Annotated in this window: 14 protein-coding genes; 4 read left to right on the top strand and 10 right to left on the bottom strand. The window is 64.6% G+C overall.

Annotation, left to right across the window (positions count from 1 at the left end; translation table 11 throughout):
* Window positions 1-52 precede the first annotated feature (52 nt).
* The 4 genes from E3T27_RS02535 to E3T27_RS02520 form a co-directional block, all read right to left on the bottom strand.
* Window positions 53-1339, bottom strand: coding sequence for an adenylosuccinate synthase (locus tag E3T27_RS02535; RefSeq protein ID WP_104197376.1), 1287 nt, complete (start codon window positions 1337-1339; stop codon window positions 53-55).
* Entirely contained in the window at window positions 1340-1825 is a 486-nt protein-coding gene (locus E3T27_RS02530; protein WP_134571454.1) for a DUF3151 domain-containing protein, read from the bottom strand.
* A gap of 62 nt (window positions 1826-1887) precedes the next feature.
* Complete coding sequence (locus tag E3T27_RS02525; RefSeq protein WP_104128644.1) at window positions 1888-2256, bottom strand: nuclear transport factor 2 family protein; 369 nt, start codon at window positions 2254-2256, stop codon at window positions 1888-1890.
* A 42-nt stretch (window positions 2257-2298) separates the two neighbouring features.
* Window positions 2299-2949, bottom strand: coding sequence for a TrmH family RNA methyltransferase (locus E3T27_RS02520; protein WP_104197374.1), 651 nt, complete (start codon window positions 2947-2949; stop codon window positions 2299-2301).
* A gap of 74 nt (window positions 2950-3023) precedes the next feature.
* Here E3T27_RS02520 and E3T27_RS02515 point away from each other — a divergent pair, with 74 nt between their 5' ends.
* The 3 genes from E3T27_RS02515 to E3T27_RS02505 all read left to right on the top strand — a co-directional run bounded on the left by E3T27_RS02515 (window position 3024) and on the right by E3T27_RS02505 (window position 5850).
* Complete coding sequence (locus E3T27_RS02515; protein ID WP_104197373.1) at window positions 3024-4295, top strand: Nramp family divalent metal transporter; 1272 nt, start codon at window positions 3024-3026, stop codon at window positions 4293-4295.
* A 19-nt stretch (window positions 4296-4314) separates the two neighbouring features.
* The gene (locus tag E3T27_RS02510; protein ID WP_134571453.1) at window positions 4315-4959 is read left to right on the top strand and encodes a metal-dependent transcriptional regulator; all 645 of its coding nucleotides are present in this window, start codon (window positions 4315-4317) and stop codon (window positions 4957-4959) included.
* Between the two features lie 90 nt (window positions 4960-5049).
* The gene (locus E3T27_RS02505) at window positions 5050-5850 is read left to right on the top strand and encodes an HAD-IIA family hydrolase (RefSeq protein WP_104197371.1); all 801 of its coding nucleotides are present in this window, start codon (window positions 5050-5052) and stop codon (window positions 5848-5850) included.
* Window positions 5851-5908: 58 nt separating this feature from the next.
* Here E3T27_RS02505 and E3T27_RS02500 read toward each other — a convergent pair whose 3' ends face one another.
* Both E3T27_RS02500 and pyrE read right to left on the bottom strand, forming a co-directional pair.
* Window positions 5909-7084, bottom strand: a complete 1176-nt coding sequence (locus tag E3T27_RS02500; RefSeq protein WP_134571452.1) for a hypothetical protein — start codon at window positions 7082-7084, stop codon at window positions 5909-5911.
* Window positions 7085-7209: 125 nt separating this feature from the next.
* A complete protein-coding gene (gene pyrE, locus E3T27_RS02495) occupies window positions 7210-7758 on the bottom strand; it encodes an orotate phosphoribosyltransferase (protein WP_104128650.1) in 549 nt (182 codons plus the stop codon).
* A 290-nt stretch (window positions 7759-8048) separates the two neighbouring features.
* Between pyrE and E3T27_RS02490 the strand changes: the two genes are divergently transcribed.
* Complete coding sequence (locus tag E3T27_RS02490) at window positions 8049-8963, top strand: LysR family transcriptional regulator (protein ID WP_134571451.1); 915 nt, start codon at window positions 8049-8051, stop codon at window positions 8961-8963.
* A 16-nt stretch (window positions 8964-8979) separates the two neighbouring features.
* Here E3T27_RS02490 and E3T27_RS02485 read toward each other — a convergent pair whose 3' ends face one another.
* The 4 genes from E3T27_RS02485 to hydA are packed head-to-tail and all read right to left on the bottom strand — an operon-like array spanning window position 8980 to window position 14344.
* Complete coding sequence (locus E3T27_RS02485) at window positions 8980-10479, bottom strand: CoA-acylating methylmalonate-semialdehyde dehydrogenase (RefSeq protein WP_134571450.1); 1500 nt, start codon at window positions 10477-10479, stop codon at window positions 8980-8982.
* A gap of 23 nt (window positions 10480-10502) precedes the next feature.
* Window positions 10503-11825 carry an aspartate aminotransferase family protein gene (locus E3T27_RS02480; RefSeq protein ID WP_134571449.1) on the bottom strand — a complete coding sequence of 441 codons (1323 nt, stop codon included), beginning with the start codon at window positions 11823-11825 and terminating at the stop codon, window positions 10503-10505.
* A 43-nt stretch (window positions 11826-11868) separates the two neighbouring features.
* On the bottom strand, window positions 11869-12885 hold the full coding sequence (locus tag E3T27_RS02475) for a TIGR03842 family LLM class F420-dependent oxidoreductase (protein ID WP_134571448.1): 1017 nt from the start codon (window positions 12883-12885) through the stop codon (window positions 11869-11871).
* A 25-nt stretch (window positions 12886-12910) separates the two neighbouring features.
* Complete coding sequence (gene hydA / locus E3T27_RS02470) at window positions 12911-14344, bottom strand: dihydropyrimidinase (protein ID WP_134571447.1); 1434 nt, start codon at window positions 14342-14344, stop codon at window positions 12911-12913.
* Between the last annotated feature and the right edge of the window lie 16 nt (window positions 14345-14360).

Below are 14360 nucleotides of genomic sequence, written 5' to 3'. Positions count from 1 at the left end.
TTCACTTACCGCGCCAACCGGGCACATTACGGGCCCGGTTGGCGATTCAGATCTAGTCGATCAGGTCGTGACGCACCACGATGGCTTCACGATCGGGGCCGACGCCGATCGCCGAAATGCGCGATCCGCTCATGCTCTCGAGCGCGAGTACATAGTTCTGCGCGGCCTGCGGCAGCTTGTCAAACGTGCGCACGCCGGTGATGTCCTCGGTCCAGCCGGGGAAGTTCTCGTAAATCGGAACGGCGTGGTGAAAGTCGCTCTGCGAGACCGGCACTTCGTCGACGCGCACACCATCAACCGAGTACGCCACGCAGACCGGGATCTCGGCCAGACCGGTGAGCACATCGAGCTTGGTCAGCACGAAGTCGGTGACGCCATTGATGCGCGCGGTGTAGCGGGCGATCGGAGCGTCGTACCAGCCACAACGGCGCGGGCGCCCGGTGGTGGTGCCGAACTCGAACCCGTTAGCGCGCAGGTAATCGCCCGACTCGTCGAACAGTTCGGTGGGGAACGGACCGCTGCCCACGCGGGTCGTGTAAGCCTTGACGACGGCGATGACCCGATCGATGCGGTTCGGAGCGATACCCGAACCGGTGACGGCACCGCCCGAGGTAGCGTTCGATGACGTGACAAAAGGGTACGTGCCATGGTCGACGTCGAGCATGGTGGCCTGGCCACCTTCGAACAATACGGTCTTGCCGGCATTCAAGGCCTGGTGCAGGAGCAGGGCGGTGTCGATGACCATGGGGCGCAGGCGTTCAGCGTAGCTGAGCAGTTCGGTGACGATCTCCTCGACCTCGATGGCGCGACGGTTGTAGACCTTGACCAGCATGTGATTCTTCTGGTCGAGGGCACCCTCCACTTTTTGGCGCAGAATGTTCTCGTCAAACAGGTCTTGTACGCGGATGCCGACACGGTTGATCTTGTCAGCGTAGGCGGGGCCGATACCGCGCCCGGTGGTACCGATCTGGCGCTTGCCGAGAAAACGCTCGGTGACCTTGTCGAGGGTGCGGTGGTATGCGGTGATGACGTGCGCGTTGAGGCTGACCTTGAGCCGCGAGACATCGACGCCGCGCTCCGACAATGCATCGAGCTCTTCAAACAACACCTCAACGTCGACGACGACGCCGTTGGCGATGACCGGGGTGACTCCGGGGCTCAGGATGCCCGACGGCAGCAGGTGCAGCGCGTACTTCTCGTCGCCGACGACGACGGTGTGGCCGGCGTTGTTGCCGCCGTTGAACTTGACGACATAGTCGACCCGGCTGCCGAGCAGGTCGGTGGCCTTACCCTTGCCCTCGTCGCCCCATTGGGCTCCGATGAGTACGATCGCGGGCATCTAGTCTTCTCCTCGAATAACGAAAGCTTCGGTGGGCGGCGCCGGGTCGAAGCCCGGGCTGCCGGTGTACAGGGTGGCGATGATGGAAATAGCGCTCGCATCGGCATCCGTCAGAAAAGCCGTCAGGCGGGAGACCTCGTCGGACTCACCGATTTCTTCGGCGCCCCGGCGCAACGCGAACAGGGCGCGCAGCACGCCGCGGTTGGGTTCATGGCGCCACGGAATAGGACCGTGGCCGCGCCAGCCGGCCTTGCGCAGGGCATCGAGTCCGCGGTGGTAGCCGACCCGGGCGTAGGCGTACGACTCCAGGAGTCGACCCTCAGCGTGGGTGGCATCGGCCAGTTCAGCCCAGGCCAGCGGAGAGGTCGGGTGCACCTGCGCTACCGCGGCGATCTCGCTCCTCGCGGTTCGGCGCAGGGCCGCGAGCACCTCCGGTTCCGCGGGAAGAAGGGTCTCGGGCTCAGAAATCAAATTGTCGCCAGTCACACTGAATCCTACCAAGGCCCAGGTGCCCTCACCCCGGCGACGGGCCCGGTGGGCCGAAAACGCTAGGCCGGGCTTTGCTGCCGGGCTGCGACGCGCCAGCCGCCGTTCACGAACAGGTAGGTCGTCGACATGTTCAACTCGGCGACCACCTCGCCCCGGCGGGCGATCGCCTTGTAGACGACGACACCGGCGTGCTCACCGAGGCGGATGATGGCGGGTTCGTGAATGCCGTAGCTCTCCCACGGAGCCGCCTGGTCGAAGTATGCGGTGACCTGGTCGCGAGTGATGACGGCGCCGGGCACGATCATCAGGGCGTCGTCGGTCATTTCGCGCTGATAGTACGCGCCGCCCTGCCCACCCAGGATAGCCTGCCAGCCGGCGTTTTCTTCGTGAAGGAGCCGGGCGGGAAGATCGTCAGTGATCGCAGTCATACCGTCACGCTAGCCCCAAACCGTCACCGAATGCAGAAAAGGTCAGAACCGGTTCTGAACCACCCAGGAATGCATGGTGACGGCCGCGGCGGCCGAAGCGTTGATCGACCGGGTCGACCCGAACTGGCTTATTTCGACGATGGAATCAGCGGCGGCGATAGCCTCATCCGACAGTCCGGGGCCTTCCTGGCCGAACAGCAGAACGCAGCGTTCGGGAAAGGTGAAGGTCTCGATGATGACACTGCCGGGCACGTTGTCGATAGCGATCACCGGCAGCGATTCAGTGGCACACCATCCGACGAAGGCAGCGACATCACTGTGGTGCAAAACGTGTTGGTAGCGGTCGGTGACCATGGCGCCGCGTTTATTCCACCGTTTACGCCCGATGATGTGCACGGTGTCGGCGCCGAACGCGTTGGCGCTGCGCACGATGGAGCCGATGTTCATGTCGTGCTGCCAGTTCTCAATGGCTACGTGAAACGGATGCCGGTGCTCGTCCAGGTCAGCCACGATCGCCGCCATGTTCCAGTAGCGGTAGCGGTCGATCACGTTGCGGGTGTCACCGTGCTCGAGCAGGTCGGCGTCGTAGCGCTCCTCGCTCGGCCACTCCCCCGGCCACGGGCCGACGCCGTAGGTGGATCGCTCGGGCGTGGAGTTGTCGGCGGCGAAGGTTGGGGCGGCTGGCTCGGTCACTACTTAACCGTAACCTGCCCACAGCCCTCACATTTGGGCTTTCGGTTCGCCGAAAGTCTAGCTATGGTTTCGGCATGACTAAAACGGATGCTGCCGCTACCGATCGCCTGCTCTCCCAAGCTCCGACTACGGTCGCCTCCAGCCGGCTGCTCTGGCTTCTGGGCCCGGCTCTCGTTGCCGGGGTCGCCTACCTCGACCCGGGAAACGTCGCGAGCAATATGACCGCCGGTGCCCGCTACGGCTATCTGCTGGTCTGGGTGGTCGTGGCCGGCAACGTCATGGCCTGGCTCATCCAATATCTGTCCGCCAAACTCGGCATTGTCACCGGGGCGAGCCTGCCCGAGATTCTCGGGGTGCGCATGAAGCGGCCCACGGCGCGGCGCCTGTACTGGATTCAGGCCGAACTGGTCGCCATGGCCACCGACCTGGCCGAGATCATCGGCGGTGCCGTTGCGCTCAACCTCTTGTTCAACCTGCCGCTAATCTGGGGCGGCGTGATCACCGGCACGGTTTCGATGATCGTGCTCATGGTGCACACTCGTCGCGGCCCCCGCATTTTCGAACGCGTCATCATCGCGCTCATGCTCATCATCACCGTGGGTTTCACCGCTGGTGTGTTCTTCTCGCCGCCCGAGGCCGGCGGGGTGCTCTCCGGACTGGTACCGCGGTTCGAGGGCTCCAACTCGGTACTGCTCGCCGCATCGATCTTGGGCGCCACGATCATGCCGCACGCCATCTACGCGCATTCGTCGCTCGCCCGCGACCGGTTTCCAGAATGGCAAGGCGTCGTCGCTACTCGCCGCCTGCTCTGGGCCACGAAGTGGGACGTCACGATTGCCATGGCGATCGCCGGAACGGTGAACCTGGCGATCTTGCTGTTGGCGGCATCCGCTTTGCAGGGTGTGGACGGAACCGACACCCTGCAAGGGGCCTACGCCGCCCTGAAAGACACGCTCGGGCCAGCGATTGCGACAACGTTCGCTATCGGGCTGCTCGCCTCGGGCCTGGCCTCGACCTCGGTTGGTGCCTACGCCGGAGCCGAGATCATGCACGGCCTGCTGCACGTGCGCATCCCTCTACTGTTGCGCCGATTGGTCACGCTGATTCCGGCGCTGTTCATTCTCGGTGTGGGGTTCGACCCGACCCAGGCGCTCGTGCTCAGCCAGGTGGTTTTGTCCTTTGGTATTCCGTTCGCCCTGATTCCGCTGGTCTGGCTCACCGCGCAGCATGGCCTCCTCGGCACCTTCACCAACCGCTGGTTCACGACCGCCGCCGGGGTCGTCTGTGCCCTCGCCCTCGTCAGTCTGAACGTCGTGCTGCTCGTACTCGTTTTCACCGGGGCTTGACCGGTAGCCTGAAATAGACATGACGCACACGACCGGCGCGGCCGAGGACTACCTCAAAACCATCTATGCCCACACCGAGTGGCAGCCCGACCTGATCACTCCCTCGGCGCTCGCCCTACGGCTGGGGTTGGCACCGTCATCCGTCACGGAAATGGTGAAGAAGCTCGCCGCAAGCGGGCTCATCACCCACGTTCCCTACGGTCCGCTGGCGCTGACGGATGCCGGCCGGCTGCGCGCCACCGCCGTCGTGCGGCGGCATCGCCTGATCGAGACCTGGCTGGTCGGCGAGATGGGCTACGACTGGGACCAGGTGCACGACGAGGCCGAGATTCTCGAGCACTCTATCTCGGACCGGTTGCTCGAGGCCATCAATGCGCGGCTCGGGTTTCCGGCGCACGATCCGCACGGCGATCCGATTCCGTTCGCCGATGGCACCGTGCTTCGACCGCCGGCCGTGCTGCTGGCGGGGGTCACGGTCGGGTATACGGGCACCGTATTGCGCATCAGCGACCGCGACCCGGCCGTGCTGCGCGAACTCGCCGCCGATCTGATCGGACCCGGCACCGAGTTCACTCTGGCAGCGGCGCTGACCATCGTTCTAGCGGATGGCCAGAACCGGCTGCTGACGACGGCTGCGGCATCGTCGATCTGGGTGACCGCCTGAGTGAGTGCGGCATCCGCTTATTTGTGTACTGCCGGTTACCGTGGTGAAACTTGGCGAGGCTAGGCTGAAGACGACGAAAAGGAGCGCCTGATGGCACGACGCGACGAAATCGAATGCTGGCTCACCGACATGGACGGTGTGCTCGTGCACGAGAACCAAGCCCTCCCGGGGGCGGCCGAGCTGCTGCAGCAGTGGACCGACGCGGGCACGCCGTTTCTGGTGCTCACCAATAACTCTATTTTCACGCCGCGCGATCTGAGCGCCCGGCTGCGCGCAAGCGGGCTCAACGTGCCCGAGGACCGTATCTGGACCTCCGCCCTCGCAACAGCAGACTTTCTGAAGTCTCAGGTCTCCAACGGCACGGCGTTCGTGATCGGGGAGGTCGGCATCACGACAGCGCTGCACGAGGCCGGGTTCATCATGACCGAGACCAACCCCGACTATGTGGTGGTCGGCGAGACCCGCAACTATTCGTTCGAGGCGATCACCAAGGCGATCCGGCTGATCCTCGGCGGAGCGCGGTTCATCTCGACCAACCCGGATGCGACCGGACCGAGCAAGGACGGCCCGATGCCGGCGACCGGCGCTATTTCGGCGCTGATCACCAAGGCCACCGGCATGGAGCCCTACGTCGTCGGCAAGCCCAACCCGATGATGTTCCGCTCGGCGATGAACAAGATCGGTGCGCACTCCGAGAACACAGGCATGATCGGTGACCGCATGGACACCGACATCGTTGCCGGCATCGAGGCCGGGCTGCACACGATTCTCGTGATGACCGGCATCAGCGACGCGGCCGAGATCAACCGGTACCCGTTTCGTCCCGACGAGATCGTGGCCGGCGTGCACGAGCTGCTCTCGACTGATCCGATCGAAAGTGACGAGATCTAGCTAACTCCTCCCCGCCGGTTGTCGAGCGATCCGTCTGTGCGCCAAGCTCGCGCCGGCTTCAGGCGGTCGGACCGGCGCCCATGATGCTCGCCGTGAGCGGCTCAGCCGCGGCGCTGCTCGCGAAGCAGTAGTAGTAGCGCGGCTCATCGGTCCATTGTTCTTCGCTGATCGGATAGCTCCCCTGCATCTGCAGCGTCGGGTAGGCGCCGGCCGCGTTCAAGTCGAGGATGCCGGGCGCCGTGCAGAGCAGGTTGATCTGGGCGGCCAACGCGGCCTCCCCCGGAAAGGCTGTGGTCGCATCGCCGCCAAAATTGCCGCGATATACCAGCTGGGCCGTGTGTGCGGCTGCACAATCGAAGACCGTGAAGTCCTCCGCCCACGGGGACTCGTACGGTTCGAGGCACTCGCCACCGAACAGGGTGTTCCACTCGTTTACCCCGGCAGGCTGCGCCGCCGTGATCTCCGGGGTCGGCGTTGGTGTGGGGGTCGGCGTTGGTGTCGGCGTCGCGGATTGGGTCGGTGCCGGCGCCGCCACCGGGCTCGCGACCAGCCGCTGGCCGAGATAGAACAATCCCGCGAGCACGATGAGTGCGAGTAATCCGACGACGGCCCAGACCAAAGCGGCCTGCGTGCTTCCGGGAGCACTGCTCCTGGACCGGTGGCGGCTCGGCGCCTCGGCGCTGGTTGCCTCGGTACCGTCTGGTGAGGCGAGCACTCCCGCTACCGGCACAATCTCCGTCGGCCGGTCGGCTTCGGCTGCTGCTGCCTCTGCCTCTGCCTCTGCTTCTGCTTCTGCTTCTGCTTCTGCTTCTGCTTCTGCTTCTGCTAAACGGTCACTCAACGCCGGGGCGGGCGCGGTCTCGGCACCGGGCGTCGCGGCAAATTCTGGCTCAACCACGTCGGACGGGACAACTTCGTGCCCGACGTCAACGACCGACACGACATTGTCTGATGACTCCGAGTGCGCAGAGGACAGCGCCTCCGTGACCGGGGCGTCGGCCGGTTGCGGCAGCGGTGTCGTCCACCACGGAGCCGGTCCAGCCGGAGCCGGTCCAGCCGGTGCTGGTCCAGCCGGAGCTGGTCCAGCCGGAGCCGATCCCGCCAGCGCTGCCGGGATGGACGGTTCCGGAAGCTCGGACACCTCCGGTTGCGCCGGCACCGGCTTGGCGCGACGGGAGCGGCGGCCGAACCGGGTCACCAGCGGGGCGGCATCCACTGCGTCAGTAACCGACATCTCGTCAGCTGAGTCATCGTGAGCTGAGTCATCGTGAGCTGAGTCATCGTGAGCTGAGTCTTCGGAGCTTTGCCCCAATTGCGACGCGAGCCAGTCGATTCCCCGCTCGTCGTCGTCTGGTGGCACTAGTTGAGCCCCAGGTCCTCAAGGGAGATCGCGGCGAAGTAAGGGTAGCCGGCAGCCTCGATCACTTCGCGGGCACCGGTGTTGCGGTCGACCACGACGGCGACGCCAGCAATCTCGGCACCGACCTTGAGAAGGGCTTCGATGGCGGCGAGGGGAGAGCCACCGGTGGTCGAGGTGTCTTCGAGCACGATCACACGCTTGCCGGCGAGGTCGGGTCCCTCAACCTGGCGGCCGCGACCGTGGTCCTTGGGCTCCTTGCGCACGACGAACGCGTCATAGGTCGCGCCGCGGGCGGCACCCTGGTGCAGGACCGCAGCGGCGATCGGGTCGGCGCCCATGGTCATGCCTCCAACGGCAACCACATCCGGAACATCCTTGATGAGGTCGAGCATGACCTGCCCGATCAACGGGGCAACCCGGTGGTCGAGGCTCACCCTGCGCAGATCCACGTAATACGTGGCCTTCTTACCGCTGGTGAGAACGAAATCTCCGTGAAAAACGGCCTCGGCCGAGATGAAGTCGATGAGTTTCTGCCGTGTATCAGTCACAAATCTCAGTTTAGGGCATGCCCAGCCGGCGCCCCGTGCTAGAAGATGCGCACGAGGTTGCGACGCTCGACTTGGCGGTAGCCGTCGCGGTGCACCTCGATGACGAGGGCAATGATTGAAGCAACGGCAACGAGCACGATGGCGAGGAGAATGAACACGAGGTGCCTTTCACAAGAAGTTGACTGGCCCGGCACGGAGGCGACACTGCTCGTGTAAGACTCTCTTATTTGACCACCCCTGACCGTGCAGCACAATCGCTTTTTTCTGCATGGATTATTTAGACTAGCTACATGGACGTGCAGCGACTGGAACTGCTCCGTGAACTCGCCGACCGCGGCAGCATCACGGCCGTCGCCCTCGCCACGCACCGCACACCCTCGGCCGTCTCCCAGCAACTCAAGGTGCTCGAGCGCGAAGCCGGCCTGCCGCTCACCCAGCGGCACGGGCGTGGCCTCGTACTCACCGATGCTGGCCGCGCCCTGGCTCGCAGTGCAACGGATGTCGCGGTGTCGCTCGCGAAGGCGACCGCGCTCTGGGACGAATTTCGCAACAACGCCACCGGCGAAGTGAGCCTCGTCACCTTTCCAACGGCCGGTCAGATGCTATTGCCCGGGGTCATTAAAGACCTGGGGCCCGGGCTCGTACTCAACTGCGCCGACGAAGATCCCGAACTGAGCGACTTTCCCGCCCTCACCGCCGAGTATGACATTGTGCTGGCCCACTCGATGAGCGGGCAACTGTCCTGGGCCGGGCGGGGCCCCACGGTCGTTCCGCTGATGACCGAGCCGCTGGATGTGGGGCTGCCGGTGGGGCATCCGCTTGCTGATCGCGCCTGGGTGCGCCCGAGCGACCTCATCGGGGAGACCTGGATCGGGGTGAGCGACGGTTACCCGTTCGAGCGTATTCTGCACGCGATCGAGCAGGAAGCCGGCGCTCACTTGTCAATGGCGCAGCGCTTTGCCGACCTCGCCTTGATCGAGTCGTTTGTGATTGCCGGGCTCGGCATCGCCCTCGTACCGCGCTATACCTCCAGCGGGGGCCAGCCGGGCCGACTCGTGTTGAAGCCCCTGCGGGGCATCGAATCCCAGCGCCAGATCGTGGCGCTCATGCGCCCCGACCGAGCGGAGCGCCTAGCGGTGCGCACCGTACTTGACGCCCTTCGAGCCCAAGCGTTGCAGGTGCAACAGTCTCACACGGTGAAGTAGGTCGGCTACCTCAGCGTTACTGGTTCTGCGGGAAGCCCAGGTTGATACCGCCGTGGCTTGGGTCGAGCCAACGGCTCGTCACGGCCTTCTCGCGCGTGAAGAAGTTGACCCCGGCGGGGCCGTAAGCCTTGGCGTCACCGAACAGCGAGTTCTTCCAGCCTCCGAAGGAGTGGTACGCGACCGGCACGGGAATGGGCACGTTGATGCCGATCATGCCCACCTGCACCTCGTTCTGAAACCGGCGAGCGGCGCCGCCGTCGTTGGTGAAGATCGCGGTGCCGTTTCCGTACTGGCTGGCGTTGATCAGGTCGAGGCCCTCCTGGTATGTCGCCACGCGCACGATCGACAGCACGGGTCCGAAAATCTCGTCGAGGTAGACGGCGGAGTCGACGCTGACCTTGTCGAACAGGGTCGGGCCGAGCCAGAAACCGTTGGGGTCACCGTCAACTGTGATATCCCGACCGTCGATGACGACGTCAGCTCCGTCATTCTGGGCGATGTCGATGTACCCGGCGACCTTGTCGCGGTGCACCTTCGTGATCAGCGGGCCCATGTCGCAGCCGCGGGTGCCGTCTCCGACCGTGAGGCCCTTGACCCGTTCGGCGATCTTCGCGATGAGGTCGTCGGCGACTGGCTCGACAGCCACGATGACGCTGATGGCCATGCAGCGCTCACCGGCGGATCCGAAACCGGCGTTGACGGCGGCATCCGCTGTGAGGTCGAGATCGGCGTCTGGCAGCACGAGCATGTGGTTCTTCGCGCCGCCGAGGGACTGCACACGTTTGCCGTGCTTGGCCGCCGTCTCGTAGATGTAACGGGCGATGGGCGTCGAGCCGACGAAGGAAATCGCCTGCACGTCGGGGTGCACGAGCAGAGCGTCGACCGCTTCTTTGTCACCGTGCACGACGTTGAGCACTCCCGCGGGCAACCCGGCTTCGGTGAACAGTGCGGCGAGCCAGTTCGCCGCGGATGGGTCTTTCTCGCTCGGCTTGAGCACGACAGTGTTGCCGGCCGCGATGGCGATCGGAAAATACCAGAGCGGCACCATCGCCGGAAAGTTGAACGGGCTGATTATGCCCACGACGCCGAGCGGCTGGCGCAGCGTGTAGACGTCGACGCCGGTCGAGACGTTCTCGGAATACTCGCCCTTGGACAGGTGCGGCATGCCGAGCGCGAATTCGACGACCTCGAGCCCGCGAATGATCTCGCCGAGCGCGTCTGAGGTCACCTTGCCGTGTTCGGCGGTGAGAATGTCGGCCAGGTCACCCTTGCGCGCATTGAGCAGCTCGCGAAAGTTGTACATGATGCTCTGCCGACGGGCCTGGCTCGTATCGCGCCAGGCCGGGTAGGCCGCCTGGGCGACCGCGACGGCGGTATCGAGGTCGCGAGTGCTCGCGAGCAACACGTTCTTGGCGACTGTGCCGGTGGCCGGGTTGAACACCGGCGCGGTGCGCGAAGAGGTACCGACGGCTGCTGCGCCGTTGATGTAGTGCGAAATGGTGGGGACGTCGGTCATGGTTGAGCCTTTCCGTGGATCGGTTAGGAAAGCAGGGCGAGGCTGAGAACCTCGTCATAGATGGCGAGCGCTTCAGCCACCTCGGCATCGGTGACGACGCAGGGCGGCACAACATGGATGCGGTTCTCCACGAGGAACGACAGCAGGCCGCGGCCGAGCAGTTCGCCCTTCACCCGGGTCATGACGGCGGCACTCACCGGCTCTCGGGTCGCCGGGTCAGCCACAAGTTCGAGCGCCCAGAAGACGCCGACACCGCGCACTTCGCCGATAATCGGGTGTTTCGCCTGCAGCGCCTTCAGGCCCGGCTCGAGCACGTCGCGGCCGATGCGGGCGGCGTTCTCGACGATGCCCTCGGCCTCCATCGCGTCGAGCGCGCCGACGATCGACGCCATGGCGAGCGGATGCCCACTGTAGGTGAGCCCGCCGGGAAAGACCGTCTCGTCGAAGGTATCCGCGATGGCATCGGAGATGATCACACCACCGGTGGGTATATAACCGGAGTTGACACCCTTCGCAAAGGTGATCAGGTCGGGCACGACGTCGTACGCTTGAAACGCGAACCAGTGGCCGGTACGGCCGAAGCCGCACATGACCTCGTCGAGGATGAGCATGATGCCGTACTTGTCGCAGAGCGCGCGCACACCGGGCAGGTAACCGGCCGGCGGCATCATGATGCCGGCGGTGCCGGGAATGGACTCGAGCAGAATGGCGGCGATCGAGGCGACGCCCTCGCTCTGGATGACGCGTTCGAGGTGGTGCAGGGCACGCGCGCATTCCTCGGCCTCGCTGGCCGCCCAGAATTCGCTGCGATACAGGAACGGGCCGAAGAAGTGCACGTGGCCGCGCGAATACTCGTTGTGCATGCGGCGCCAGTCGCCGGTGGCGACGATGGCCGCCCCGGTGTTGCCGTGGTACGACTTGTAGAGCGAGAGCACCTTGTCGCGGCCGGTGTGGAGGCGGGCCATGCGTATGGCGTTCTCATTGGCATCCGCTCCGCCGCTGGTGAAGAAGACCTTGTTGAACCCGGCCGGGGCACGGTCGGTGATGCGCCTGGCCGCTTCACCGCGGGTGAGGTTGGCGGTGGACGGCGCGATGGTCGTCAGCAGGGCGGCCTGCTCGGTGATGGCTTTCACGACAGCCGGATGCTGGTGGCCGATATTCACGTTCACCAGCTGACTGGAGAAATCGAGATAGGTTCGTCCGTCGTGATCCCAGACGCGGCAGCCGAGCCCGCCGGCGATGACGAGCGGCTTCAGCGCCGCCTGCGCCGACCAGGAGTGGAAAACGTGCGCGCGGTCGAGTTCGCTGGTGTGCGTATTGAGGCTTTTGGTGCTGGTGTCAGTCACGTATATCGCTGGCTTTCTGTCTTGGTGGTGGAGATGAAGAATGCTATTTTCTGGCCGTAATGGTGTCGGTCAGGCCCGGAATCACGGTCTCGCCGTAGACGCGCATCGTTTCTTCTTTATTGTCGTGCTGCAGGTACCCGGCAAACTGGTCGACACCGAGTTCTTTGAGCGCCTCGAGCTTCTCGATGTGGTTTTTTGCGGTGCCGAGCAGGCAGAACCGGTCGACGATCTCGTCCGGCACGAAAGCGGCGTGCTCATTGCCGGCCTTGCCGTGCTGGTTGTAGTCGTAGCCCTCACGGTCCTTGATGTAGTCGGTGAGCGCCTTCGGCACGGTCGAATCGACGCCATACTTGGCCACGATGTCGGCCACATGGTTGCCGACCATGCCGCCGAACCAGCGGCACTGGTTGCGCATGTGCTCCCAGTCTTCTCCGATGTAGGCGGGGGCGGCAACGCAGAACTTGATCGACAGGGGGTCCCGGCCGGCGTTGGAGGCGGCGGTGCGCACGCTGGCTATCATCCACTCGGCGACATCGAGGTCGGCCATCTGCAGGATGAAGCCGTCGCCGACCTCTCCGGCGAGCTTGAGCGCGAGCGGACCGTAAGCGGCGACCCACACGTCGAGGCTGGAGCCGCGGCTCCACGGAAACTGCACCGTGGCGCCGTTGTATTCGACCGGGCGGGAGTTGGCGAGCTCCCGAATGACGTGGATCGACTCGCGCAGGGTCTTCAGTGTGGTCGGGGTGCCATTGGTGGTGCGCACGGCCGAGTCTCCGCGGCCGATGCCGCAGATGGTGCGGTTTCCGTACATCTCGTTGAGGGTCGCATAGGTCGACGCCGTAACCGTCCAGTCGCGGGTGGCCGGGTTGGTGACCATGGGACCGACGATGATCCTGCTGGTCTCGGCCAGGATACGGCTGTGGATCACATAGGGTTCCTGCCAGAGCAGGTGCGAGTCGAAGGTCCAGACGTGGCTGAAACCGTGTGCCTCGGCCAGTTTGGCCAGTTGCACGGTGCGCGCCGACGGCGGGTTGGTCTGTAACACTGCTCCAAAATCCATGTCATCGCCTCAGATCAGACTGTCACTAGATCAAATACTGGCTCAGGCCGCGCTTGATGAAACGACCGTCGCCCTTGGTGCCGAGGTAGGCGGAATCGTCGATGATGACCTTGCCGCGGGAGATCACGGTGTCGACGTGGCCGTCGATCTCGTAACCCTCCCAGGCGGAATAGTCCATGTTCATGTGGTGTGACTTTCCCACACCGATGGACGTGTGCCCGTTCGGGTCGTAGATCACCACGTCGCCGTCAGCGCCGGGCGCGATGACACCCTTCTGGCCGTACATGCCGAACATGCGCGCCGGGGTGGTTGAGCACACCTCGACCCAGCGTTCGAGCGAGATCTTGCCATCGACGACGCCTTGGTACAGGAGGTCCATGCGGTGTTCGACCGAGCCGATGCCATTGGGAATCTTGGAGAAGTCGGTCAGTCCCAGGTCTTTCTGACCCTGCATGCAAAATGGGCAGTGGTCGGTGGAGACCATCTGGATATCGTTGGTGCGCAGGCTCTGCCACATGTGGTGCTGGTGCCCCTCGGCCTTGGCGCGCAGCGGTGTGGAGCAGACCCACTTGGCTCCCTCGAAACGACCCCACTCGTCGCTCTCGGCAGCCAGGTTGTCCTCGAGCGAGAGGTAGAGGTACTGCGGGCAGGTCTCGCCGAACACGTTCTGACCATTGTCCCTGGCCGACGCGATTTGGGCTACGGCCTGCTTGGCTGAGACGTGCACTATATAAAGGGGTGCCCCGGTGAGGTCGGCGAGCATGATCGCCCGGTGCGTGGCTTCTTCCTCGGCCTGCCAGGGTCGGGTGAGCCCGTGGTAGAGCGGACCCGTATTGCCGGCAGCGACCGCCTGCTGCACGAGCAGGTCGATGACGCTGCCGTTCTCGGCGTGCATCATGATCATGCTGCCGTTCTGGGCGGCCCGCTGCATGGCCTTGACGATCTGGCCATCGTCGCTGAGGAACACGCCCTTGTAGGCCATGAACAGTTTGAAGCTCGAGACGCCCTCGTTCACGAGCTCGTCCATAGCGGTGAGGGAGCTGTCCTGCACGTCGGAGAGAATCTGGTGAAAACCATAGTCGATGGCACACTCGCCGGAGGCCTTCTCTTGCCAGGCGGCGTAGCGCTCAAGCACACTCTCGCCGGCATACTGCACGACGAAATCGACGATGCTCGTGGTGCCGCCCCAGGCGGCGGCGCGTGTGCCGGTTTCAAAGGTGTCGCTGGCCTGGGTGCCGCCGAACGGCATCTCCATGTGGGTGTGGGCGTCGATGCCCCCCGGAATGACGTACTTGCCGCCGGCGTCGATGACGCGGTCGACATTGGCCGCCACATCGAAGCCGAGCAGGTTCGCGCCCGGCGCGAGCACCGCGGCGATTTTCTCACCGTCGATCAGCACATCGGCGAGCCCTCGTCCCGTGGCGTTGACCACGGTGCCATTCTTGATCAAAGTCTTCATAGCATCCGCTCTAATC

The organism is Cryobacterium lyxosi (assembly GCF_004403345.1).
Classification (GTDB): domain Bacteria; phylum Actinomycetota; class Actinomycetes; order Actinomycetales; family Microbacteriaceae; genus Cryobacterium; species Cryobacterium lyxosi.
Note: the sequence above shows the minus strand (reverse complement) of the source record. Positions and strands in the feature narration are given on the sequence as shown.